Origin of the sequence: Exiguobacterium sp. s123 (assembly GCF_018617075.1) — a bacterium.
In the GTDB taxonomy this organism is placed as follows: domain Bacteria; phylum Bacillota; class Bacilli; order Exiguobacteriales; family Exiguobacteriaceae; genus Exiguobacterium; species Exiguobacterium profundum.
The window spans coordinates 63,797-85,891 of the sequence record NZ_JACSJL010000003.1; the positions used below are offsets into that span (position 1 = coordinate 63,797).

At 49.4% G+C, this 22,095-nt stretch carries 27 protein-coding genes; 14 read left to right on the forward strand and 13 right to left on the reverse strand.

The features are described 5' to 3' along the window. The first annotated feature begins 93 nt into the window (after positions 1-93). Both KNO72_RS06830 and KNO72_RS06835 read left to right on the forward strand, forming a co-directional pair. Positions 94-978: a diacylglycerol/lipid kinase family protein gene (locus tag KNO72_RS06830; protein ID WP_214688883.1), complete on the forward strand. Its 885-nt coding sequence runs from the start codon at positions 94-96 to the stop codon at positions 976-978. 63 nt (positions 979-1,041) lie between these two features. Beyond that, a complete protein-coding gene (locus KNO72_RS06835) occupies positions 1,042-1,581 on the forward strand; it encodes a GNAT family N-acetyltransferase (protein ID WP_264093167.1) in 540 nt (179 codons plus the stop codon). 12 nt (positions 1,582-1,593) lie between these two features. Here KNO72_RS06835 and cbpA read toward each other — a convergent pair whose 3' ends face one another. Further along, entirely contained in the window at positions 1,594-2,229 is a 636-nt protein-coding gene (gene cbpA, locus KNO72_RS06840) for a cyclic di-AMP binding protein CbpA (protein WP_214688885.1), read from the reverse strand. 186 nt (positions 2,230-2,415) lie between these two features. On the opposite strand from cbpA, the gene pdxK reads away from it, so the two are divergent. Genes pdxK through bshB2 form a run of 3 tightly spaced genes read left to right on the forward strand, consistent with a single transcriptional unit; the run spans position 2,416 to position 4,314 of the window. Beyond that, on the forward strand, positions 2,416-3,240 hold the full coding sequence (pdxK, locus tag KNO72_RS06845; protein WP_015880484.1) for a pyridoxine/pyridoxal/pyridoxamine kinase: 825 nt from the start codon (positions 2,416-2,418) through the stop codon (positions 3,238-3,240). Positions 3,241-3,295: 55 nt separating this feature from the next. Beyond that, the gene (locus KNO72_RS06850; RefSeq protein WP_074034952.1) at positions 3,296-3,667 is read left to right on the forward strand and encodes a YojF family protein; all 372 of its coding nucleotides are present in this window, start codon (positions 3,296-3,298) and stop codon (positions 3,665-3,667) included. Beyond that, a complete protein-coding gene (gene bshB2, locus KNO72_RS06855) occupies positions 3,664-4,314 on the forward strand; it encodes a bacillithiol biosynthesis deacetylase BshB2 (protein WP_214688886.1) in 651 nt (216 codons plus the stop codon). Before KNO72_RS06850 ends, bshB2 begins: the two co-directional genes overlap by 4 nt. Before the next feature lie 162 nt (positions 4,315-4,476). Here bshB2 and KNO72_RS06860 read toward each other — a convergent pair whose 3' ends face one another. The 5 genes from KNO72_RS06860 to nhaC form a co-directional block, all read right to left on the reverse strand. After that, entirely contained in the window at positions 4,477-5,310 is an 834-nt protein-coding gene (locus tag KNO72_RS06860; protein WP_214731316.1) for an undecaprenyl-diphosphate phosphatase, read from the reverse strand. Positions 5,311-5,425: 115 nt separating this feature from the next. Next, positions 5,426-6,496 (reverse strand): MFS transporter, encoded by a 1,071-nt coding sequence (locus KNO72_RS06865; protein ID WP_214731314.1) that lies wholly within the window; start codon positions 6,494-6,496, stop codon positions 5,426-5,428. A 165-nt stretch (positions 6,497-6,661) separates the two neighbouring features. Continuing rightward, on the reverse strand, positions 6,662-7,174 hold the full coding sequence (locus tag KNO72_RS06870) for a type 1 glutamine amidotransferase domain-containing protein (protein ID WP_015880479.1): 513 nt from the start codon (positions 7,172-7,174) through the stop codon (positions 6,662-6,664). Positions 7,175-7,256: 82 nt separating this feature from the next. Next, on the reverse strand, positions 7,257-7,841 hold the full coding sequence (locus tag KNO72_RS06875) for a DNA-3-methyladenine glycosylase (RefSeq protein ID WP_078146117.1): 585 nt from the start codon (positions 7,839-7,841) through the stop codon (positions 7,257-7,259). 84 nt (positions 7,842-7,925) lie between these two features. Beyond that, positions 7,926-9,302, reverse strand: coding sequence for a Na+/H+ antiporter NhaC (nhaC, locus tag KNO72_RS06880; RefSeq protein WP_214757570.1), 1,377 nt, complete (start codon positions 9,300-9,302; stop codon positions 7,926-7,928). 216 nt (positions 9,303-9,518) lie between these two features. On the opposite strand from nhaC, the gene queC reads away from it, so the two are divergent. Genes queC through queF form a run of 4 tightly spaced genes read left to right on the forward strand, consistent with a single transcriptional unit; the run spans position 9,519 to position 11,810 of the window. After that, positions 9,519-10,163 (forward strand): 7-cyano-7-deazaguanine synthase QueC, encoded by a 645-nt coding sequence (gene queC / locus KNO72_RS06885; RefSeq protein ID WP_159563339.1) that lies wholly within the window; start codon positions 9,519-9,521, stop codon positions 10,161-10,163. Continuing rightward, positions 10,160-10,618, forward strand: a complete 459-nt coding sequence (queD, locus tag KNO72_RS06890; RefSeq protein WP_214688888.1) for a 6-carboxytetrahydropterin synthase QueD — start codon at positions 10,160-10,162, stop codon at positions 10,616-10,618. The genes queC and queD overlap by 4 nt, the downstream gene beginning before the upstream one ends. Next, positions 10,600-11,310, forward strand: a complete 711-nt coding sequence (queE, locus tag KNO72_RS06895; protein ID WP_214685116.1) for a 7-carboxy-7-deazaguanine synthase QueE — start codon at positions 10,600-10,602, stop codon at positions 11,308-11,310. The genes queD and queE overlap by 19 nt, the downstream gene beginning before the upstream one ends. Before the next feature lie 11 nt (positions 11,311-11,321). Beyond that, complete coding sequence (gene queF, locus KNO72_RS06900) at positions 11,322-11,810, forward strand: preQ(1) synthase (protein WP_015880473.1); 489 nt, start codon at positions 11,322-11,324, stop codon at positions 11,808-11,810. A gap of 31 nt (positions 11,811-11,841) precedes the next feature. Here the strand turns inward: queF and KNO72_RS06905 are convergent, their stop codons facing one another. After that, on the reverse strand, positions 11,842-12,498 hold the full coding sequence (locus KNO72_RS06905; protein WP_078146111.1) for a TVP38/TMEM64 family protein: 657 nt from the start codon (positions 12,496-12,498) through the stop codon (positions 11,842-11,844). A gap of 110 nt (positions 12,499-12,608) precedes the next feature. Between KNO72_RS06905 and KNO72_RS06910 the strand changes: the two genes are divergently transcribed. Next, positions 12,609-13,106: a hypothetical protein gene (locus tag KNO72_RS06910; protein ID WP_015880471.1), complete on the forward strand. Its 498-nt coding sequence runs from the start codon at positions 12,609-12,611 to the stop codon at positions 13,104-13,106. A gap of 25 nt (positions 13,107-13,131) precedes the next feature. On the opposite strand, the gene KNO72_RS06915 is transcribed toward KNO72_RS06910, so the two are convergent. The 3 genes from KNO72_RS06915 to KNO72_RS06925 form a co-directional block, all read right to left on the reverse strand. Then, on the reverse strand, positions 13,132-13,599 hold the full coding sequence (locus tag KNO72_RS06915) for a hypothetical protein (protein WP_214688890.1): 468 nt from the start codon (positions 13,597-13,599) through the stop codon (positions 13,132-13,134). A gap of 88 nt (positions 13,600-13,687) precedes the next feature. Next, positions 13,688-14,233, reverse strand: a complete 546-nt coding sequence (locus KNO72_RS06920; protein WP_214685112.1) for a GNAT family N-acetyltransferase — start codon at positions 14,231-14,233, stop codon at positions 13,688-13,690. After that, complete coding sequence (locus KNO72_RS06925) at positions 14,205-14,969, reverse strand: TrmH family RNA methyltransferase (protein WP_214685110.1); 765 nt, start codon at positions 14,967-14,969, stop codon at positions 14,205-14,207. Before KNO72_RS06925 ends, KNO72_RS06920 begins: the two co-directional genes overlap by 29 nt. Before the next feature lie 221 nt (positions 14,970-15,190). Between KNO72_RS06925 and KNO72_RS06930 the strand changes: the two genes are divergently transcribed. The 3 genes from KNO72_RS06930 to KNO72_RS06940 all read left to right on the forward strand — a co-directional run bounded on the left by KNO72_RS06930 (position 15,191) and on the right by KNO72_RS06940 (position 18,958). Beyond that, positions 15,191-16,819: a PTS transporter subunit IIBC gene (locus tag KNO72_RS06930; RefSeq protein ID WP_078146107.1), complete on the forward strand. Its 1,629-nt coding sequence runs from the start codon at positions 15,191-15,193 to the stop codon at positions 16,817-16,819. A gap of 51 nt (positions 16,820-16,870) precedes the next feature. Then, positions 16,871-17,662 (forward strand): endonuclease/exonuclease/phosphatase family protein, encoded by a 792-nt coding sequence (locus KNO72_RS06935; RefSeq protein WP_214688892.1) that lies wholly within the window; start codon positions 16,871-16,873, stop codon positions 17,660-17,662. Positions 17,663-17,779: 117 nt separating this feature from the next. Continuing rightward, positions 17,780-18,958, forward strand: coding sequence for an MFS transporter (locus tag KNO72_RS06940; RefSeq protein WP_214688893.1), 1,179 nt, complete (start codon positions 17,780-17,782; stop codon positions 18,956-18,958). 34 nt (positions 18,959-18,992) lie between these two features. Here KNO72_RS06940 and KNO72_RS06945 read toward each other — a convergent pair whose 3' ends face one another. Next, positions 18,993-19,697: an alpha/beta hydrolase gene (locus tag KNO72_RS06945; protein WP_078146105.1), complete on the reverse strand. Its 705-nt coding sequence runs from the start codon at positions 19,695-19,697 to the stop codon at positions 18,993-18,995. 73 nt (positions 19,698-19,770) lie between these two features. On the opposite strand from KNO72_RS06945, the gene KNO72_RS06950 reads away from it, so the two are divergent. Beyond that, positions 19,771-21,036 carry a purine/pyrimidine permease gene (locus KNO72_RS06950; RefSeq protein ID WP_214688895.1) on the forward strand — a complete coding sequence of 422 codons (1,266 nt, stop codon included), beginning with the start codon at positions 19,771-19,773 and terminating at the stop codon, positions 21,034-21,036. 22 nt (positions 21,037-21,058) lie between these two features. Here the strand turns inward: KNO72_RS06950 and KNO72_RS06955 are convergent, their stop codons facing one another. Continuing rightward, on the reverse strand, positions 21,059-21,451 hold the full coding sequence (locus tag KNO72_RS06955; protein WP_214685099.1) for an RDD family protein: 393 nt from the start codon (positions 21,449-21,451) through the stop codon (positions 21,059-21,061). After that, a complete protein-coding gene (locus tag KNO72_RS06960; protein ID WP_078146102.1) occupies positions 21,448-22,095 on the reverse strand; it encodes an NAD(P)H-binding protein in 648 nt (215 codons plus the stop codon). The genes KNO72_RS06955 and KNO72_RS06960 overlap by 4 nt, the downstream gene beginning before the upstream one ends.

Genomic DNA, 22,095 nt, shown 5'->3' on the forward strand with positions numbered 1-22,095 from the left:
GATAGCTAATCGACATGGGGATTTTTTAGGAGTATCTGCTTTCTTTGACGGGAATAAAGGACAGTATTCGAGTTGAAAAGGAGACATGTTGGAATGGACACAGTCATGTTAATCGTCAATCCATCCTCAGGGAAAGAGTTGGGGGAACAACACGCAACACATGCCGAAGAGGTGTTGCGCGAACGATATGGACACGTCGATGTCCGCTTCACTGAAAAGGAACAGGATGCGACGAACTTCGCACGTGAAGCGGCACAAAAGCACTATCAGGCCGTCATTGCGATGGGTGGGGACGGAACCTTGAACGAAGCGGTGACCGGTCTAGCCGAGGCTACTCATCGACCTGACTTCGGTATCATTCCACTTGGGACGGTCAACGACCTCGCCCGTGCACTCGGTGTCCCAAGTGACCCTAAACAAGCAATCGAGGCTCTCCGCGACGCTGAACCGACACCGATGGATATCGGAACGTATGAGAACGGTTATTTCATGAACGTCATCGCCATCGGGCTCATTGCCGAAGCTGTCGACGAAGTAAGTGTGGAAGAAAAGACGAAATGGGGACCGTTCGCTTACTTGATTGAGGGTGTAAAAGCGTTCCGTGAGCATAGTCCATATGAGTTGGCACTTGACAGTACAGACGGGGAGTTTAATGGCGAAGCCTATCTCGTCGTCATCGCCTTGACGAACTCAGTCGGAGGATTTGAAAACTTCGAACCAGACGCGCGGCTGAATGATGGGCTTCTTCATGTCTATATCTTTGAAGAACTCGGGTTAAAGGACGCACTTCAATTAACACCCGCCCTCTTTACAGGAAAGTTGAAGGAAACGGATAGCGTCACCTCATTTTGTACGTCACGGGTGAACGTGACCTCGCCTGATGCGCTTCCTGTAAATGCTGACGGGGACACAGGCGGCAAGCTACCCCTCACCTTTGAAGTATTGCCGAGCCACTTAAACGTATTAAAGCCGGTATAAGAGCAGGAATTTTGACGATTGAATCGAATGTGTTCAAGCGAGAAAGGAGAATGACCTATCAATATCTCACTTGTTCCATTAACAGTCGCATCCGGCGACATCGTCGATACATTCAATCGTTGGAATAACGATCCTGAGATCGTACACCTTATTCGACCGAGCCGCTCTAAAGAAGAATTGACCGCCCATTATGAGATGACGGTTGACGATTTAGAAGAACGACTCTTAACGCACGATATTTTCCTTATCTACGCAGATGACCATCTCGTCGGAGAAATGAACGTCATGTATGACCCGCCTCATTTATATCGACAAGAACCCGGTACAGCTTGGCTCGGTTTCGTCATCGGCGAATCTGTCGGTCGCGGAAAAGGCGTTGGCACAGAAGCTCTTCGTTTGTTAGAAGAGCAATTGCGAGCCAAACAAACACCTCGTATGGAACTTGGCGTATTCGCTTTCAACCATGCGGCCCATCGTCTCTATACGAAATGTGGGTATCAAGAAATCGGTCGAATCGAGCACTTCACCTACTGGGACGGTCAATTTTGGTCCGATATTCGGATGGAAAAACGACTCGACGAAAAACCCTTTCACGCCAAGTGAAAGGGTTTTGACTTAGTTCTTTAAGTTCTCGACTTCGACAATCCGGAATCCTTTTTGTTCAAGCTTAGAGACAACCTTGTTTTTCATGTCTTCTTCACAGTCTGGTGGTAGTGTCACGAGTACCCGACGCAATACTTTACTTTTCGCATCGAGCGTCATCAAGCTCGCGATTGATGTATATTTGTTCACGATTTTCGTGATTTTCTCAAGTGCCCCAGCCTGTTCGCTCAAGGCGATTGTCAAGACGTAACTACCCGTGTCGCGACTCCATGCTTCTTCGAGCATCCCGAGCATCTTACCGTGGGGAAGAATGCCATAAAATTCATTGCTCTCATCTTTCAATACAGCAATGTACGGCAATTCTTTGATTGAGAAAAATACTTCAAAGAATCCATCTGACTCATGGACGTACTTTTGTGCATTTTTGATGAGTGTCATCACATTATCGTCCATGTTTTCCCCGTTCATTCCATGACGATAAATATGCATCTTGTAAATGTTACCGCGGAAAAATTTCCCCGTCTCGTCTAAAACAGGTACACAACGGTATCCTGTTTCTTCAAGCGTATGAAGCGCTTCCCGCAATGTTGCCTTTTCACTGATGGTGACAACATCTTTCTTCGGGATACATAAGCTATGCACTAACATGCGTTTTCCTCCCAGCCAATAATAAAGTGGTCTACACCCTATTCATTATTATTCCCCAAATATGATGAATATCCTGCATACTTTTTCTGAAAAGTTATGAACACTTCTCGTAATCCTTGCATTTGTCGGAATAGGAAAAAGTCGTTATAGTGAAACTATCCAAACAGACAAAGGGGATGGACGATTATGACGATGAAAAAAGCATTGACGATTGCCGGTTCTGACACAAGCGGCGGCGCGGGAATCCAAGCCGACCTCAAAACGATGGAAGAACTCGGTGTATACGGTATGACAGCTTTGACTGTCATCGTGGCACAAGACCCACATAACGCATGGAATCACGAAGTCTTTCCAATCGACACGACCTTGATCGAGAAACAAATCGATACGGTGCTCGCTGGAATTGGAGTCGATGCAGTGAAGACAGGTATGCTCCCGACACCTGAAATCATCGAACTCGCAGCACGGAAGATTAAAGAATACGGAATCCAGAATGCCGTCGTCGATCCGGTCATGGCATGTAAAGGTGCGGATGAGATTCTTGATCCGAACGTTGCGGTCGCGATGCGTCAACACCTCGTACCAGTCGCAAAAATCATCACACCGAACTTATTCGAGGCGCGTATGCTCGCTGGCCTTGATAAAACACCCGCAACGATGGACGAAATCAAAGAAGCAGCTCGTTTAATCCATGAACTCGGCGCAGAGATCGTCATCGTCAAAGTCGGTGGCAAACTCGGATTCGATACAGCATTCGACGTCTTGTACGACGGAAACGAATTCCGCCTTCTTGAAAGTGAAAAAATCGAGCCTGCGTTCACACACGGCGGCGGATGTACGTTCTCTTCTGCCATCGCAGCCTCACTCGCCAACGGTCACACGGTCGAAGAAGCGATTGAAATCGGAAAAGAGTTCATCACAGAAGCCGTTCGTCATTCATTCCGTCTCAACCAATACGTTGGACCGACGAACCATACCGGATACCGTAAAAAAGTAGCAACACAATCGTAAACAGATGACCCGGAACTACGTGTTTCGGGTCATCCTTTCCATTGGAGGGACAGACGTGAAAGCGATTCAACCTGATCACATTCAGCACTATTTAGACAATCACGTCGCGACACCACTTTTCGTCCATGTCGAGACGACGAACGGTGCCTACGCGACACACAATGACCCGGACTTTCATAACGCCGGGATGTTTATCCGTAATGCCAAAATCGAATACAGCATCGGTCAAATTAAAGGAAATGGTCCCTATCGTGTCGGTTTAAAACTCGATCACGGTTGGCTCTATGTCGAGGGATTGACCGACTATGAAATGCACGAGGAACAGTTGTTACTCGCCGGTCACGATCGTCTCGGTCGTCTCGCATGTGCGCTGCACATCGATATCAAGCCGCTCCCACAAGGCGCATCGGAGGTGGAGAATCAATGAATGGACCGTTACTCGTCATCTTCCCACACCCGGACGATGAGGCGTTCAGCTCGGCCGGAACGATTATCCAACATCGTCAAAAAGGAGTGCCCGTCACATATGTCTGTTTGACGCTCGGTGAAATGGGACGTAATATGGGTTCCCCAATCTTTACGACACGTGAAGAACTACCAAAAATTCGAAAACATGAACTCGAAGAAGCCTGTCGCATGATGGGCATCGAGGACCTGCGCATGTGGGGTCTTCGTGACAAGACCGTCGAGTTTGAGGACGAGGCCGAGCTCGCTAGCCGTTTCCGTACATTGATTGACGAAGTGAAGCCGGAAACCGTGATCTCGTTCTATCCAGGATATGCCGTCCACCCGGATCATGAAGCGACAGCCCGTGCCGTCGTACGTGCACTTCAAGAGATGGGCGAGACGCGTCCTGAGTTCTTAGGTGTCGCCTTCGACCGCCGCACAGAAGAGGAACTCGGACAACCGCACGTCATCGTCGATGTAACGGAAGAGAGCAAACAGAAGAAAGATGCCCTGTTTGCTCACCGGTCTCAGACAGAAGGTCTTCTTCGTGCGATCGATAACGCAGAAAACGCCCACGTCATGGAGTTACTCCAACGTGAGCGCTTCTATCATTATCCGTTCTCATGATTCATAGGCTAGACGAGTCATATAAAGCAATGCCCCAACGGTCCCAAGACCGATTAACGTTCCGAATACTACAACGATTTGTCCCATGTTTTCACCTCTTCTAGACTGTACGAACAATTCCATTCATTGGTTTCAAACACGTGCCATTCGCACGTGTTTTTTTCAGAAGTAAAGTACGTAAATCACAACAGCCAATACGATTCGATAAATCGCAAACGGCATCAATTTTACTTTGTTGATCAATTTCAAAAAGAATTTAATCGAAAGAAGTGCGAATAAAAATGCGCTGACGAAGCCGACGACAAACACGGGTAGCGTATCGAGCGTGAAATACGTCCACTTGCTATAGAGTGACAATGCACTCGCTCCAAACATGATTGGTACCGCCATGATGAACGTAAAATCTGCCGCTGCCCGGTGACTCATTCCGAGGAGAACCCCTCCAGAAATCGTTGAACCGGACCGAGAGAACCCAGGCCATAGCGAGAAACATTGAATCAACCCGACACCAAGTGCTTGCTTGTACGTGATGTCATCTAGCGTAGCGGTCGTCTGACGCTTCACGCCGGATAAATCTGCGGCAATCATAAAGAATGCCCCAATGACTAACCCAATCAACACCGTCTTGACTGAGAAGAGATGTGTATCGATGTAGTCCTCAAACAGTACACCAAAGACGCCAGCAGGCAGCAATCCGATCAAAATATGTATGAGATTGAACTGACGTGTGGTTCCGCTTTGTCTTAAGGTGAGGAGCGACTTTGGATTCAGTAACGCTTTGAACCGATCTCGAAAGACGACCACGACCGCTAAAATCGACCCTAATTGAATGACGATTTTAAACGTGTTCGCTACTTCCTGCCCTAAAAACTGACTCGAATTCAACCAGAGACCATCCACGAGAATCATATGACCGGTCGACGAGACCGGGGCAAATTCCGTCAATCCCTCGACGACACCTAATAAAAATCCTACAAATAATTCATACCATTCCACATTGTTTCTCCTATTGATTCATCAAGATTGTTCTCATCATACACTTCTCGACACAATCTTTCGTCCGTCTTAAGACGTAAAAACAGACATGGCTTATGACCCATGTCTGTAAAAATTATCGGGCGGTCGCATGAACGAACCAAACGACAAGCCCAATTAAGATGAACGCCAAAAATAGCGACACTGTCGTTCCTACAATAAAGACCAGCCCCAACACGAGGATACCGAAATGCCATAGCATCGAGACAGATGATTCGGTCGTCGCTCGGATATCGGAAGGCACCTGATGATGCAAGAGCCCGAAATAGAGTGGCTCCATCGCACCATACAATAGAGCTAGGAGTCCCATCACACCGATTCCAATCGGACTCGGGAACAACCCGACGAGGAGAAATCCACCGCCCATTAGCCAACCGAACCCGTTTAACCAATGTTCGGATGACGCAAATCGTATAAGCGTCCCTGCAAAAAGTTGTCCAGGTAACTGAATCAAGAGTAGGATGCTTGAAATGGCACCGAACCAATAGATTGGGATGGATACATCACGTGCATACAGTTGCCAGAACTCATCGATGAAATTGAATGCGGACACGGCTGCCAAAAATCCGATGGTGACGTTACGAATGGATGTGTGCGACCACACAAATTGAAATCCTTTCAACAAGTGCCGCCACGTCAATCGGTCTTCTCCTTCGCCATGAACGGGTTCAACGAGAAATAAGCTACACACGGTCGCCATCAATAAACTGAGAATGGAAAGTCTGTAGTTCCACTCCAATGGAAGGTACTGAGCCAACATACTGCCACTCCATGCCGCCGTCACAGCGGCCATAATCCCAATCGCGTTCAGTTTTCCAAGAACCCGTTCGAACGACGACGCTTCATGACTTTCTTGTAAGGACTCGTATAGCAGCGCATTCTCCGCCCCACTTCGAATGACCGACCCAACGGCCGAACAGCTGATGGCGACAAAAAATCCGCTGAAGGTGAACGAGTATAACAAGATCCAAAACGATAACCACTCCAAGGCTACACCTGCCTGAATCAGCCGACGCCGTGTCGTTCGGTCCGCCCACACGCCGGTCGGCACCTCGAACAAGACGATGATGAGCGCATAGATCATCTCCAAGTAGACGACTTCTTGAATGGTGATGCCTCGCGATTCCCAAAACAACCGTTCAATCACGTATGCGGGAATCAGCCCTTCAAACCAACGAATCCACCCTAACCAAACAATGTTTCGACGAACTTAACTCGGTGAACGTGCTCGTTTTTTCATTTAAATCTCCTCCTTACTTGTCTATTCCCGAATACACAAAAAAACCACGAGACGAATCTCGTGGTCGACGTGTTATTTCAATAAGTTGAGCATCTCGCGATTGAATGCTGGAATATCATCCGGCTGACGGCTCGTCACGAGCTGGTTTTGGCAGACGACTACTTCTTTGTCCGCATATTTCGCTCCGGCATACTCCATGTCGACTTTGATCGATTTGTAGCCGGTCGCGTCACGACCTTCTAACGTCTTCGCCGTAATCAACAGCTGTGGTCCGTGACAGATGGCAAAGACAGGCTTTTTCGCATCCATGAAGGCTTTGGCGAACGAGACGAAACGCTCGTCCTCACGCAACAAGTCAGGTGAGAATCCGCCCGGCAAGAGAAGGGCATCAAAATCTTCTGGCGATACATCGTCAATCGATTGGTCGATGTTCACTTTCGCCTCCCCTTGTTTCCCTTCTACCGTATTACCCGCTTTCTTCTCGATCGTCACGACATCATGTCCCGCATCCACCAATGCGTCACGGGGACCCGTGAATTCTACATCTTCAAACATATCCGTAATGAGCGTTGCTACTTTTGCCATATCCTAAACACTCCCTTTGTTTGTTTTATGCACATAGGGACTGTTCCACAGGCATGAATCACTTAAACATCTCAAGTGGCATTCAACGGAATTTCGAGACGTATGGATTGTCGCGTTCAAAGAAGCGATACGGGTAGTCACGTGCCTCGCCCGTGTTCGGGATCCCGATACGGGGACCCGCCTCAATCACTACTCCTGCCTCACCCTCCGCGATGTAGAGTGGGTCTTGTTGAAAGGAATGGCCGTATAGATCCATTGTGATTCCGAGTGCTTTCGTCAACTTCCCTGGTCCGTTCGTCTGGTCATATCGCTTCACTCCGGGACGGTTCGAAGCAATCCATTCATGTCCTTGAATCGGTTCGACGGCTCGAATCAACACGGCTTCCGGTGTACCAACCGGACCACTGACCACGTTCAGGAGCGTATGTGTATGCATTTGATACGTGTATACATGCCCAGGTTGTCCGAACATGACTTCCGTTCGTTTCGTTCGACGCCCTCCGAAGCTATGCGCCGCCCGGTCGATGGCACCGAGGTAAGCCTCTGTCTCGACAATCTTCGCGATGATGTCACCTTCTGGATGTCGCCGCACCAAATATTGACCGAGTAAGGCGCGTGCCAATTCGAGTGTCGGTTGTTCATAAAATGCTAGATCGAGTCGCTTCATGGTTCCACCTCCGTTTCTCCTATTTTCTCAAAAGTCATATGTTGCACACAAAAAAGATGCCCTGCATGGCAGGACACCTCGATATTATGATGCGATTTTTAGTGATTCACGTTGCTTCCCCAATCGGACGTATCCCAAGATGATGGAGAAGACCGGGCTGAGCCAGAGGAAGAAGGCAAACGGTGCGTATTCCAATACAGGTACGCCGAGTGTCGCTGCGAAGAATGCGCCAGAAACTCCCCACGGAATGAGCGGGTTGATGACGGTCCCGCCATCTTCAAGTGCCCGTGACAAGTAGCGCGGGTCGATCCCACGATCGATAAACCCTTGCTTGAACGCCTGACCCGGCAAGAGAATCGACAAGTACTGTTCTCCCGCGAGCAAGTTGACACCGATTGAACTGAGGACAACTGATAGGACCGAGCTCCCTGGTGACTTCAAACGCTCGAGCAACGATTCAACGATGGCTTGGAAGATACCGAGTTCACGTAATAAGCCACCGAACGCGAGGGCGATCAAGACGAGACTGACCGACCAGAGCATCGATTCAAGACCACCTTTATCGAGTACATTCGCAATCAATTCATTTTCGACATCTGACTTGAAGCCCGACTGCATGACACCGAGCCAGTTCGAGATGCTCCAGTTGCCTTGAACAAAACCGGCCGTCAACACACCGGCGAACATCCCAACAAGCATCGTCGGCAAGACCGGCATCCGACGGAAGGCCAGTACTGCGACGAGCACAGGGGCAATCAACGTGAGCCATGAGAGGTCGAAACGTCCGCTGAGCGCGGCTTGCGCCTCTGCGATTTGTGCCGTGTCGGCAGTTTGACCGCTACGTCCGAGGAACATGAATAAAATCAACGTGATGATGAACGCTGGAATCGTCGTCCCCATCATGAAGCGAATGTGGTCGAACAGTTTGACCCCCGCCACTGCCGGCGCAAAGTTCGTCGTATCCGACAACGGGCTCATCTTGTCTCCGAAGAGGGCGCCCGACACGATGGCACCTGCAGCGAGCGCTGGCGAGATGCCTAGTGCCGTTCCGATTCCGAACAAGGCGACACCGACCGTTCCGACGGTTGTAAAGGCGCTTCCTGTGAAGGTCGAGACGATCATCGTGATCAACAAGACACTCGGCAAGAACCAATCAGCAGAGATTGTATTTAGACCGATGGAGAGGATCGTCGCGACCGTCCCGGACATTTGCCATACTCCGATGAGCATCCCAATCAACAACAAAATCAACACCGGCATGATCGCTTCACGAATTCCGTTGATCATCGCCGTTTCAATCTGTTTGAAGTCGCGTGAACGATAATACGCATATCCACCTACTATTACCATTGTGCCAAAAATCGCCATATGTGGCGTCGCTTTGGCCAAAAACATCAGTGCGAGCAAGGTAATCCCGCTCATCAACACGACGAATACAGCTTCTTTTCCTTTCATCTGCATCGACGTCCCCTCCTTTCGTTATATCTTCTTTATTTATTATTTCACCTAACCGCTTAAACGCTTTTATGCACAAAAGCATGTCAGCGATGTTTTTTACTATACTCGCTTCCTTTCTCCCTGTCAAACGTCTTTTATGATAAATTATATGCTTGAGGGTGACCTCCGGAGTTCGTAACCTCCTCCGACATCAAAACTAGCGAAAAGGAAGTGTGCTTCATGCAACACGAAAAAGCATTGGTCGTCTTTAGTGGTGGCCAAGATTCAACCACTTGCCTGTTTTGGGCAAAACAACAATTCTCTCATGTGGAGGCGGTGACGTTCGCATATGGTCAACGCCATGATGCGGAAATCGAGGTCGCCAAAGAAATTGCGACAGAACTCGATGTCCCACACCACATCCTCGACTTGTCCCTACTCGGACAACTCACATCGAACGCGCTCACGAGACACGATCTCGACATCGACAATGCGGACGTCCCAAATACGTTCGTCGATGGACGCAACCATCTATTCTTATCATTTGCGGCCGTCATGGCCAAACAACTCGGTATGCATCACATCGTGACCGGTGTATGTGAAACGGACTTTTCAGGTTACCCGGATTGCCGAGACCAATTCATCAAATCACTCAACGTGACACTCAATTTAGCGATGGATTATCCATTCGTCATCGACACACCGCTCATGTGGCTCGATAAAAAAGAGACGTGGGCACTCGCCGACGAGCTCGGTGCCTTTGACTACGTCAAAGAACGTACGCTCACTTGCTACAACGGTGTCATCGGTTCAGGTTGTGGAGAATGTCCGGCGTGTAAGCTTCGTCAAAACGGACTTACAGCTTACGAGGAGGTGCGCGTATGAAACATGCTCCATTCCTCGCTCCGACCAGTGTCGAATCAAAGCAAGAAGGCTCGCTCATCTACTGTCCGCATCGCGTTCAAATCGTCAAAGAAGTGACGTTCGACGCAGCGCACCATCTCTTTGACTATGACGGCAAATGTCGTGCCCTTCATGGTCATACGTATAGGCTCCAGATGGGTGTCAGCGGCTTTCTCGACAATCGCGGCATGACGCTCGACTTCGGTGACTTGAAAAAAATCTTCAAAGAAGAGCTTGAGCCATATCTCGACCATCGCTATTTGAACGAGTCACTCCCTTATATGAATACAACTGCAGAAAACATGTGCTATTGGATTTTTGAACAGTTGGCGACACATCTGCCAAATGAACGCGACGTCCGTGTCGAATTCGTCCGTTTGTACGAAACGCCGACGTCTTACGCTGAGTTCCGCCGTGAATGGTTGGTGGAATCGTGAAAATCCCTGTTTTAGAAGTGTTCGGACCGACCTTTCAAGGAGAAGGCCGGGCCATCGGACAAAAGACGATGTTCGTCCGGACCGCCGGTTGCGATTATCGCTGTTCGTGGTGCGATTCCGCCTTTACGTGGGACGGTTCAGAAAAACCGGACATGCTGACAGCCGATGAGGTCATCGCTCGCCTGGATGCACTGGGTATGTACGATTATGTCACCATCTCGGGTGGCAATCCGCTCCTTATCGCGGCTATGGAAGACCTCGTTGTGAAGTTGAAAGAACGTGGTGTCACACTCGCTGTCGAGACGCAAGGTAGCCGCTATCAAGACTGGCTCACACAAATCGATGACGTGACCCTCAGTCCGAAACCTCCATCGTCTGGTATGAAAACGAACTGGGAGCAACTCGACGCTATCGTCGAACAGTTGCGCCCGGAGCAGACGACATTCAAAGTCGCTGTCTTTGATGAAGCGGACCTTGCCTACGCGAAAGAAGTGCAGCAGCGCTACTCACCGGACGTCATGTATTTGTCGGCTGGTAACCCGGAGCCTGGTGCAGATGGAGACATCACCGATGCCCAGCTCCGTCGTTTGAAACAACTATGGGAAGACGTCGCACGCGACCCGTCATGGCAAAGCGTCCGCGTCCTACCACAACTACACACATTACTGTACGCCAACGAACGTGGCGTCTAAGGAGAATGAACATGAGACCAGAAGACTTACAAGATCTTTCGCTCCTCGGACAGAAGAGCGTCCCATATATTTTTGAATACACACCTGACGTCCTTGAGGCGTTCCCGAATCGTCATCCGGAGAACGACTACTTCGTGAAATTCAACGCACCCGAATTTACATCGTTGTGCCCGATCACGAACCAACCGGACTTCGCAACCATCTACATCTCGTACATCCCGGATGAGAAACTCGTCGAGTCGAAGTCGTTGAAGTTGTACTTGTTCAGTTTCCGTAACCACGGTGACTTCCACGAGAACTGCATCAATGTCATCGGGAAAGATCTCGTCAAGTTGATGGAGCCGCGCTATCTCGAAGTGTGGGGGAAATTCACACCACGTGGCGGTATCTCGATCGATCCGTACTACAACTACGGAAAGCCTGGCACGAAGTACGAAAAAATGGCAGAACACCGTCTGTTCAACCATGACCTGTATCCAGAAACGGTCGACAACCGTTAATTGAAAAGTAGGCGCTCCAATCTGGAGTCGCCTACTTTTTTTGATAGCGATGAATCTGTCGCTTGATCGGTTCACGGAAAACGGTCGCAACGAGCGTCAACACGAGCATGATTCCAAATGCCAAGGCGATGAGCGTCCAATCCCCACTGGCGATACTACTCCCGAGAAAATTGTTCGCAAACGCTCCGGGAATCATACCGACGACGGTCGCAAACAGATAGGCGAGTACGTTTACTTTTGCCAAACCAGAAGCATAGCTGACCAAATCGAAATTAACGAGCGGGATGAGACGTAAGATGAGGACGTAAAAGAAGCCGTCTTCTTCGATTTTACGCTGAATGGCTTCGTAATTCGTTGATTCGAAGTGATGCAGGAAACGATCGCCGAAAAAAATTGCCACATAATACGCAACAAGCGCACTCAATGTCGCCCCGATGACGGTATAGATGACGCCCGGTAACATCCCAAACGCCAAGCCGCCGGCGACCGACAAGACGGACGTCGGGAACAAGATGAGCGGACGAACGGTGAACAATAAAATGTAAATGAGCGGAGCCAACCATCCGAATTGAATGATGTAGTCCCGAATATCGCCTGGGCTTACGTCAACCCACTGATAAAGGAATGTCGCCGTCCCGAACAGGAGTAGGACGAGTGCAATCATCCATTGTATCTTCCACTTCTTCATCGTCCTCCTCCTCTCTATTTGCTTTTATTCCCGTAATCGAGGATGTCATCCACCTTTTTTCAGCCATCTCGATATGGTACGGTTAGAAAAAGCAGAAGGAGGAAATCGATATGAACCTTGCAGATGCCCTAACATTGAAACAGTTGCTCCATGAGCAAATCGATACATTGACCGAAGAGATTGAGCATGTGGCGTTCATCTCGCTTCAAGCGAATGAATCCATTCCGACCATTCAGTCTCGTTCCCTTCAAGACATCGAGATGGAACTTGAACACATTCGTCTAGACTTACGTCAGCTCGACCGTCTCATTCAAGAGGCGAACGTCCAAGCCGTTGTCGAGACGCACGACGGTCCGCTTCCGCTCGTCGAGGCAATCGAACTTGCTGTTCAGTTACGCGTCCAAGCACGACTTTATGAAAAATTATCGCTTCGTCCGAAGAAAGACTATGTGCATGGGGTTGCCGTGATCAAACACGCCTTATACGATCCGGAGCTGTATCGCCTGAAAGCGCGCGATATTAAGAAGCGTGCCATTCGAATCGAAAGTGCGATTCAAGCCGTCCGTTATCAGACTGACATTGAATTTGATGCATCACGATATATGTAAAAAAGCGAAGGGATTCCTTCGCTTTTTACATATGGTCATGGTGATGGTGGTGGATATCATGATGACTCGATGAAGAAGAACGTCGACGTGGTGGTGCCTCATCGGCAAATTTTTCTCCGTCTAAAATCCCGAGACGCTTATATTGACGATCGACCCGCTCTTTCGTCTCTTCGCGAACAGCGTCAGACTCCATCACCAATTGATAGCATCCGAGTGCGACACGGAACGGCTCCATGCGTATCCGTTCAATCGAGAAGGAATCGATGCCCCGTAAATAGTCTGCCAATCGCTCAGCCGTGTCATCGCTCGGGTCATCGGCGAGCTGCGAGGCGAATTGTTGTAAGTCCTTCAATGTATTTGATGTTTTAGAGTAACTTCGACTTGATTTGATGACACCAAATGCGATAAGTCCAACAATGGTGAAAAACATGAGTGGAAAGAATAAATTGATGATCGTGAAAAATGGGTCCGCCCCAAATTCTAAAGTAGACATTTCAAATTCCCCCTTTTTCTTTATGTACGTTCATTCAGTCGAATCGGTTTCAACAAAAAAACCGCGATCACACGACCGCGGCATCGATTCAACTGTTCAGTTGTTTCTCCATCATGATGCGCGGCTCGCCATCTTCGGTGTAGGCGCCCATGATGTCATATCCGCAAAGGAGGTTCAAGATGATGACCCCTTTGTTCGTATTGCGTGCTTTCGTCCGAATCGAATGGAACCCTTGCGCTTCGACCCATTCGAGTTGCGTGTCCATCAGCTTGCGACCGACGCCATGCTTTTGGAAGTCCGGATGTACGCCGCCCGCCCAGCTATAAAACCGATAAGGCTCCGCCTCATAACCAATTTTAAAGCCAACTAGCTGCTCTTCAGAGAAAGCCAGCAGCACTAACGGATTGGCGTGCCGATACAGGCGCTCTTTAAATCGCAACTGATCGAGGTCACCGTATAACGTGCGGTACAGCCGGAAGAAGTCCTCTTCAAAATCCTTAAAGTTGTTCGTCACATCTTTTACGATAAATGAACTCGTCGTACTCATCGTGCCATCCCCTTTCAGTTTCTGGACAAAGATTCCGTACGTCTGTTCATTTCGCCGTTCATTCTGAATTTCCTGTCTCCCGTTCAAAAGCTGTGACACCTTTTTGTTTATATAGTCCGAGCGTACGCTTCGGCAAACTCTTGACCATCCAGTCTTTGAAGATGCGCGCTTGATCTTCGACCGGAAGCTCGTAGCCATCCGTCACGATATGTCGTGACCGTGTCGTGACATCGTACAAGGAAATCGCCGCCGCCACGGAGATGTTCAAACTTTGTACGTATCCTTGCATCGGAATAACAAAGTTCCCGTCCGCCTTATGAAGTGCTGTTTCCGAGACACCACTATGTTCATTCCCGAATAGCAGAACGGTCGGCTTCGACACATCCACCTCTTCGAGCGGAATTGCTTCCTCACTCAATGCCGTCGCATATACTTGATAACCGTCTTCTTTTAAAGCGTCAATCGCCTCTTCGATGGAGCCATGCTCGACGACGTCCACCCAACGGTCGGCACTCTTGGCGATAATCGAGTTCGGTTTGAACTTCGCACGCCCTTCGACGACGTGTAACGTCTGCACCCCGAACGCATCGGCCGAACGCAATACGGCAGATTGATTGTGCGGATCGTCGACACCTTCCGTCAAAATCGTGATATGGTTCGTTCGTGTATTCAATACTTCATACATCCGTTTGATTCGATCTGGCATGAGCATCTCATATAGAGGAAGATCGTCTTCCTGCAATACACCCTTCCGCAACAACTCTTCTTTTAATTCAATCTGCTCGTCTTTCGTCAAAGCAGATGTTGTCTGTCTCCAACCCATCTTTCTCGCTCCCTTCAACCTATCATATTGTAGCTAGATTCGATTCGACTGACAAGTTCGCCTCACATCTGCTATTCTCACTTCGGAAATGAAAACAAATGAAAATAGCGAAAACGGTTGCACGAATTTATGCAATCGATTACAATTATTTATGCAAGCGATTGCACTATTGGTAGACACAAAAATAGATAAAACTCCCTCATAGGAAGGAAGCGTATAGCATGAAACAATTGATCTCATTCGATTTCTGGCAGAAACTCGGTAAGGCTTTGATGGTCGTCATCGCCGTCATGCCAGCTGCCGGTTTGATGATTTCCATCGGAAAATTGATTGGAATGTCAGCCGGAGATGTCGGTATCTTATTAACAACAGCTCGTATCATTGAAGATTTAGGTTGGGGCATCATCGTCAACTTACATATCCTCTTCGCAGTCGCGATTGGTGGTTCGTGGGCAAAAGATCGTGCCGGCGGTGCATTCGCAGCACTTCTCGCCTTCATCTTGATCAACCGTGTCACAGGTGCCATCTTCGGTGTCAACAGTGACATGCTTCAAGATCCAGAAGCGACAATCGAGTCACTCTTCGGTGCGAACCTTGTCGTCGCTGATTACTTCACATCTGTACTCGGCTCACCTGCCCTCAACATGGGTGTGTTCGTCGGGATTATCGCCGGTTTCCTCGGTGGTGCACTATATAACCGTTTCTACAACTTCAACAAGTTGCCGAACGCTCTCTCGTTCTTCAACGGGAAGCGCTTCGTACCATTCGTCGTTATCCTTGGTTCAGTCGTTGCTGCCCTCGTTCTATCGATTGTATGGCCAACCATCCAAGGTGCGCTCAACAGCTTTGGTGAATGGATTGCCACATCACGTAACACGGCGCCAGTCCTCGCTCCGTTCATTTATGGTGCACTCGAACGTCTCCTCTTACCGTTCGGTTTACACCACATGCTCACAGTACCAATGAACTACACAGAGCTCGGTGGAACATACACGATTTTAACAGGTGCGACAGCTGGATCGGTCGTTGCCGGTCAAGACCCACTCTGGTTGGCATGGGTGACGGATCTCGTCAACTTGCGTGCTGCTGGTGATACGGCCGCATACAACACGCTTCTCGCTGATGTCGTTCCAGCACGCTTCAAAGTCGGTCAAGTCATCTTGTCATTCGCTGCATTGATTGGTGCCGCGTATGCGATGTACCGCAACGTCGACGCGGATAAGAAGGCACAATACAAGCCGATGTTCTTATCAGCCGGACTCGCTGTCTTCTTGACAGGTGTCACAGAACCGATTGAATTCATGTTTATGTTCGTCGCACCAGTTCTTTATGTCGTTTACGCACTCATGGCCGGTGCTGCCTTCGCATTGGCAGATATCATCGACTTACGTGTACACGCTTTCGGTGCAATCGAACTCTTGACGCGCATTCCGATGATTGTCAAAGCAGGACTTCTTCAAGACTTGATCAACTTCGTGCTCGTCTCTGTCGTGTTCTTCTTCCTCAACTTCGGTGTCTTCAACTTCTTCATTAAGAAGATGAACCTACCGACGCCAGGACGTAACGGGAACTACATGGAAGAAACGACAGAAAAATCATCCGTTACAGGTAACGAACAAGTCATGGGGATTATCGCACTTCTCGGTGGGGAAGAAAACATTGAGGATGTCGACGCATGTATGACTCGTCTTCGTGTGACCGTTAAAGACGTTACACTCGTCTCTGACGAACAAGAATGGAAGAAAAATGGCGCTATGGGTCTTATCGTGAAAGACCGTGGAGTCCAAGCCATCTATGGCCCGAAAGCCGACGTATTGAAATCAGACATTCAAGACGTCATCGGTGCATAATCTACTGGCCAACTCGCTCGAGAGTTGGCCTTTTTCTAAAGGAGGACTATCGTGAATATTTTAACGCTCAATTGTCATGCCTGGTTAGAAGACCGCCAACAAGAGAAAATCGACGCGATTGTCGAACGTATCGCAAGCGAAGAGTATGACTTCATCGCGCTTCAAGAAGTCAATCAACATAAAGAGGCCCCCCTCATCTATGGGAACATCCGTGAAAACAACTTCGCACACGTCCTCGTCGAGCGCCTGAAAGAGTTAGATCTTCACTATCACATGACATGGGACTTTGCCCATTACGGATATGACATTTACGAGGAAGGCGTCGCCATTTTGTCGCGAACACCGTTTCTATCGACCGAGTCGTTCTTCGTATCCAAGACGACGGACCCTGACAATTACAAGTCCCGTAAAATTGTCAAAGCCGTGATTGAAGGTCTTGAAACGCCGACGACCGTCTACTCGTGTCACCTCGGATGGTGGCATGACGAAGAGGAGCCAGTGAAGCATCAACTCGACGAACTACTGCGTCGCGTCGAGCATGACGACCATGCGCTCCTACTCGGTGATTTCAACAACGATGCCTTCATTCGAGGCGAGGGATACGATTATTTGATGGAGAATGGGCTTCAAGACCTGTTCCATCTCGCAACGGAACGCGAAGGTGATGCGACCGTCCAAGGGAAAATCGCCGGATGGGATGAAAACAAGAAATCGCTACGCATCGACTTGATGTTGACGAATGCACCCATTCACGTCTCCCGTCATGCTGTCGTCTTCGATGGCGAAAACGGTCCCATCGTCTCCGACCACGCCGGTGTCGAAGCCACTGTTTTTTGGCGCTAATCCACCTTTTTCTTCCGACTTGGGAGAAAAGGGTTTTTCTTTTGGGAAATATCTTGTAACGTGAGAGGAGACTGATGTCTAACTACTAATGAATGAAATAGAAAGAAGTGTTTGAACATGGAGACAAGCTCGCTCAGTCGAAGCGACTGGACTTTAGTTTTATCCCTATCCTTATTAACCTTCGTTCTCGGAACGAGTGAATTTGTCATCGTCGGCATTTTGCCTGATATCGCAAGCGGTCTATCCATTTCCATCGCGACAGCAGGAAGTCTCGTATCGGCATTCGCCATCAGCTTTGCCGTCGGCACGCCAATCACGATGTCCTTGACGAGCCATCTTCCAAAACGTAAATTGATGCTCGGCTTGACGATTCTCTTCACCGTCCTGAACTTATTAAGCAGTCTCGCTCCCATGTATGAGTGGTTACTCGTCTTGCGCATGCTGACGGCCGTCGTCACAGGTGTCTTGATCTCGCTTGCCATGCTCGTCGCCAGCGAGAGCGTCCCTCCGGCAAAACGGGGCGTGGCCGTGTCCTTTATTTTCGGTGGCTTTACAATGGCCAACGTGTTCGGGGTTCCGATCGGAACGTTCATCGGACAACAGGCAGGATGGGAGTCCACGTTCTGGTTGACGACTCTGCTCGGTGCAGTCGCCTGGATTGCCATTTATCGTGTCTTGCCGAATCAATTGTCTCAAGAAAAAGCATCACTCCGTGAACAAATGGCACTCCTGACGAATCCACGTATCTTGATCGCCTTCTTAATTCCGGCGTTCGGTTTCGGGGCGACGTATGTCGTATATACGTATCTCGTACCGATTTTAAAAGATGTACTCGGTGTACCGGTCGCTTGGGTCAGTCCGATTTTATTCGCCTACGGATTCATCTCGATCTTCAGTAATATCGCTGCCGGAAAGATCGCCAGTCACAATCCGATCGGACGCTTACGGTTCGTCTTTCTCGTCCAGGCATTCGTCCTGGCCGCGTTATTCGTGACGACGTCGAATGTGACGCTCGGTCTCCTCAATATCGCCCTCATGTCGTTCATGGCGATTTTATTGACGACATCGACTCAGATTTATTTGATCGATTTGGCGGAGAAGTTCAATCCGAACGCCAAAGGTCTCGCCTCATCACTTATGCCTGTGGCGAGTAACGTCGGAATCGGACTTGGTTCCGCTCTTGGTGGTGTCGTCTACGCGACGAGCCCTATCATGACGCTCGCGCTCGTCGGTGGTTTGGTCGCCCTCGTCACAGCCGGGTTGACCGCAGTCAGTTATTCACTCGATCAACGCTAAAACGTGCACACCTCGATGAAGGTGCGCACGTTTTTTATAACCATTCGAGAATCGCCGATAGGACTTCGTCGAGTTGTTCTTTCGATGTGAGCGGACTTTCCTGATCGCCTTTTTGTGGACCATACATTCCGAAGTTGGCATGATTCCCGCCTTCGATTTGTACGAATTGACTATCGGCAGGTAGGTCGCTTCGACTCGCCTCGATGTCTTCCGGGACAGCCAATCCATCCAACTCACCCGAGATGGATAGCACGCGTAAGTCACTATCGACCATCGAGCTGATCGGATATGATGCGAGGAAAATGACACCTTCTACCGACTCTTGATGCTCAAGCGCGTAACCCGACGCCGCCGAACCTCCGAGTGAATGACCGGCTACGATCCAGCGTTCAATCTCCGGATGTGCCTCGATGATTGGATCGGCTGCGTCGATATCTAAAATGCCTAAGTTGAGTCGAAGCGACGGAATGGCGACGAAATACCCTTCCTCGGCTAAACGTGTTCCATAATACGCATACGCCTCTTTCTCCACTTTCGCCCCTGGATAAAGAATGATTCCGACCTCACTCGTCGGATCTCCAAACTCGAGACGGTTGTCGACCACTTTCCCCTCTTCGGCATACCGTGTCGCTTCATCGGTCGGTTCGTACGTGAACTGCGTCCAAATTAAAAAGCCTGCTACCGCGATGATTAGCAATCCTACGATTGAGAGTGCGGTCCACTTGAAGAATTTCTTCATTATATAGCCTCCATTTGCATCCACTTCATCATAACGTTACACTAATAAGAAAAAGCATGATCAGGGGGACACCATGACCAGAAGTAATATAACCACGACGATTCAGTGGTTTATTTTTATTTTAGCTACAAATATTGTACCACCACTCTCCATCGCCGCCTTGTTTGAACTGTCACCAGATGAGACGATGACCTTTATATCCCGCTCACTTTTCATCTTCGCACTCTTCAGCATCATTCAGACGTTGCTCGGCCATCGCCTCCCGATACTCGAAGGACCTGCCGGCATTTGGTGGGGTGTCTTCACCTTATACGCCTCCATCGGTCCCGCTCTATATGGAAGTCAGCAAGAGACGCTGCAGGCACTCGGATTCATGCTGTTTTTGAGCGGAATCCTCGGTGTGTTGTTGACCGTCACCGGCATCTTAAGACGCATGCTCGCCCTGTTTACACCGCAAGTGCTCGGCGTCTATATGATTTTGCTCGTCCTTCAATTATCAGGGGCCGTCATTAAAGGTGGATTTGGGGTGACGGAAGACGGAATCAATATCATTCAGGCCGTAGCGACGGCTGGGCTCGTCTTGTTCGCACTCACGCTCGAGCAAAGTCGCTTTAAACAATATGGACTCGTCATGACGCTATTCGTCGGGTTCGGCTTGTTCCATTTACTCGACCTTGGAAATCCAATCGTTCGTTCGGAATCCTTCTTCCTCGTACCGGAACTTCTTCCGTTCGGAAATTGGGTGTGGGATTGGAACTTGTTACCGACGGCTTTCGTCATCACCCTACTTCTCATGACGAACGTCCTTGCGAACATCAAGTTGATTGAGCGCATCGTCAGTTCTCGCGAAAAACGAGAAATCAAAGGAAACGTTCCCGCATCGGGTGTCGCCAGTGGCGTCAGTCAAATCGTGGCTGGTCTGTTCGGCACACCGGGTCCTGTCGCCATCTCCGGGACAGCTGGTTTCCTCTCTTCGACGGAGAGCGTCCAGCGTGCTCCGCATTTGGTTGCCCACGCCCTCATGATGGGGTTAGCACTCATCGGTCCATTCGTCTCGTTGATTGCGAGCATCCCGGCCGCTGTCGGTTATGCAATCGTGACACCGCTCATTGCAACGATGATCATCATCGGAATCAATGAGGCGGCCTTTGAATTGAAGCAGTCCACGGCATCCCTCACAGTCGGGCTCCCGCTCGTCATCGGTGCCGGGGCGATGTTATTACCACCCGGTTCAATGAATGACCTGCCACCGCTTCTTGCGACCGTCTTCTCTAACGGGCTTGTTCTCGGAACAATTGTCGCCTTAACAACTGCCATCTTAAGTAAAATCAAGGATTGAAAAAAAGAACTGGCCGTATTGGTCAGTTCTTTTCACGTACATGCATATGGTAACGGGCATCGTGCGGTAAAACAGCGCCTTCTTCTTGTTCGAAATGCGCACGGTCTTTCCAATAACGAACGACTGACGAAGTATCACGATGCAGGGCGCGTTGTAGCGCTTGTTTTGCCGTGACAGGCGTTTCGTCATCGTTTGTCAATTCAAGTCCCATCAGTTTATAACCGATTGTTTGTCCACCCCGACTCATTTGCCACGCTTCCATGGCATATGTCAGTAGTGTCGGTGTGATGACCGCATGCACGAACTCGCTCTTTACTTTCTTTCGTACGAGCTGTTCTACGCCCACGCTGACAAGACCTGCAATGACACTGTCAATCATGACTGCTTTGGTTCGCTTTTTTGTCAATGGATTCATCGGCTCATCCTCTGCATCATCCCTGACGTCAACACTTCGATTCCTTCGCCTTCTTCAGACGCCATAATCAAGGCACGAGCGACATGAAGCGCCTGAATCGGTGCGACTTCCGGTGTCTTCTCAAGCAAGATTGACTGGAACGGTCGACTGATGACCTCGGCCGCCTTCTCTCCGAAGCGAAATGAATCACGCTCTCCGAGTAACAGAGAAGGACGGGCGATAATCAAGTGATGGAAGTTGAAAATACGTAACGCGTTCTCAAGCTCCCCTTTCACACGGTTGTAAAAGAAAGTCGAACGCAATGATGCGCCTTGTGCCGATACGACCGCATAGCGCGTCGCACCGTGTGCCTTGGCGACACGGGCCACTTCAAGTGGTAATTCTAAATCAACTTGTTTGAACGCTTCTTGCGAGCCAGCTACCGCAATCGTTGTGCCGAGCGCACAGTACACGTCGTCGATCTGTGGAAGGGATGAATCCATCTCCTCGAAACCGACGATCTCATGTAACTTCGGATGACTCCAACGCTTCGAGCGACGGACAACGATCCAGACCGCATCATAACGGTCACTCTCTAACAACTGTTCCACCAATTCGCGGCCAATCAAACCGGTCGCGCCTACGACAAGTGCAGTTTTCCCCAT

Bases quoted from the DNA above. Each gene is read 5' to 3' on its own strand.
- KNO72_RS06830 (WP_214688883.1), top strand. From the start codon at position 94: ATGGACACAGTCATGTTAATCGTCAATCCATCCTCAGGGAAAGAGTTG.
- cbpA (WP_214688885.1), bottom strand. From the start codon at position 2,229: ATGTTAGTGCATAGCTTATGTATCCCGAAGAAAGATGTTGTCACCATC.
- pdxK (WP_015880484.1), top strand. From the start codon at position 2,416: ATGACGATGAAAAAAGCATTGACGATTGCCGGTTCTGACACAAGCGGC.
- bshB2 (WP_214688886.1), top strand. From the start codon at position 3,664: ATGAATGGACCGTTACTCGTCATCTTCCCACACCCGGACGATGAGGCG.
- KNO72_RS06870 (WP_015880479.1), bottom strand. From the start codon at position 7,174: ATGGCAAAAGTAGCAACGCTCATTACGGATATGTTTGAAGATGTAGAA.
- KNO72_RS06875 (WP_078146117.1), bottom strand. From the start codon at position 7,841: ATGAAGCGACTCGATCTAGCATTTTATGAACAACCGACACTCGAATTG.
- nhaC (WP_214757570.1), bottom strand. From the start codon at position 9,302: ATGCAGATGAAAGGAAAAGAAGCTGTATTCGTCGTGTTGATGAGCGGG.
- queC (WP_159563339.1), top strand. From the start codon at position 9,519: ATGCAACACGAAAAAGCATTGGTCGTCTTTAGTGGTGGCCAAGATTCA.
- queD (WP_214688888.1), top strand. From the start codon at position 10,160: ATGAAACATGCTCCATTCCTCGCTCCGACCAGTGTCGAATCAAAGCAA.
- queE (WP_214685116.1), top strand. From the start codon at position 10,600: ATGGTTGGTGGAATCGTGAAAATCCCTGTTTTAGAAGTGTTCGGACCG.
- queF (WP_015880473.1), top strand. From the start codon at position 11,322: ATGAGACCAGAAGACTTACAAGATCTTTCGCTCCTCGGACAGAAGAGC.
- KNO72_RS06905 (WP_078146111.1), bottom strand. From the start codon at position 12,498: ATGAAGAAGTGGAAGATACAATGGATGATTGCACTCGTCCTACTCCTG.
- KNO72_RS06910 (WP_015880471.1), top strand. From the start codon at position 12,609: ATGAACCTTGCAGATGCCCTAACATTGAAACAGTTGCTCCATGAGCAA.
- KNO72_RS06915 (WP_214688890.1), bottom strand. From the start codon at position 13,599: ATGTCTACTTTAGAATTTGGGGCGGACCCATTTTTCACGATCATCAAT.
- KNO72_RS06925 (WP_214685110.1), bottom strand. From the start codon at position 14,969: ATGGGTTGGAGACAGACAACATCTGCTTTGACGAAAGACGAGCAGATT.
- KNO72_RS06930 (WP_078146107.1), top strand. From the start codon at position 15,191: ATGAAACAATTGATCTCATTCGATTTCTGGCAGAAACTCGGTAAGGCT.
- KNO72_RS06940 (WP_214688893.1), top strand. From the start codon at position 17,780: ATGGAGACAAGCTCGCTCAGTCGAAGCGACTGGACTTTAGTTTTATCC.
- KNO72_RS06945 (WP_078146105.1), bottom strand. From the start codon at position 19,697: ATGAAGAAATTCTTCAAGTGGACCGCACTCTCAATCGTAGGATTGCTA.
- KNO72_RS06950 (WP_214688895.1), top strand. From the start codon at position 19,771: ATGACCAGAAGTAATATAACCACGACGATTCAGTGGTTTATTTTTATT.
- KNO72_RS06955 (WP_214685099.1), bottom strand. From the start codon at position 21,451: ATGAATCCATTGACAAAAAAGCGAACCAAAGCAGTCATGATTGACAGT.
- KNO72_RS06960 (WP_078146102.1), bottom strand. From the start codon at position 22,095: ATGGGGAAAACTGCACTTGTCGTAGGCGCGACCGGTTTGATTGGCCGC.